Source organism: Phyllobacterium sp. 22229, assembly GCF_052056495.1.
In the GTDB taxonomy this organism is placed as follows: Bacteria; Pseudomonadota; Alphaproteobacteria; order Rhizobiales; family Rhizobiaceae; genus Phyllobacterium; species Phyllobacterium myrsinacearum.
In genome coordinates, this window is sequence record NZ_JBQEPA010000074.1 from 1 (window position 1) to 355 (window position 355).

At 58.6% G+C, this 355-nt stretch carries 1 protein-coding gene; it reads right to left on the reverse strand.

Going from position 1 to position 355, the window contains the following annotated elements:
- A partial coding sequence (locus tag ACTJJ7_RS28130) for a hypothetical protein (RefSeq protein ID WP_440969515.1) occupies positions 1-227 on the reverse strand: 227 nt, incomplete at its 3' end.
- Between the last annotated feature and the right edge of the window lie 128 nt (positions 228-355).

Here is a 355-nt window from a genome sequence, read left to right on the forward strand (position 1 = left end):
TGGAACTGCCCTGATTGCAACCGCGTGACGGTGCCAAGGGCGCCGATAATATCCAGGACCAATTGATGCACCACGTCGTCAGCGATAATCGCCGCGGCTTTGCCATAGGCGGCGGCGATAAGGGGCAGGTTGTCGATCTGGATCGTCAGTTCGCCGCTCAGATACTGCTGCTGCGACTGACTTCGGCTAAATGGGTTTGAACGCGATGTGGCGCGACTGCGGTTCATTTGAAACTCACAAACGGCAAGGCCGATCCGAGGAGAAGGGGCTGCAGCCCGGTGATTTTGCCGCTCATCACAGACCAAAGCGGGGCACAGCGGAGAATTCAATTCTCCGCTGTGCCGGCGGCGGTATG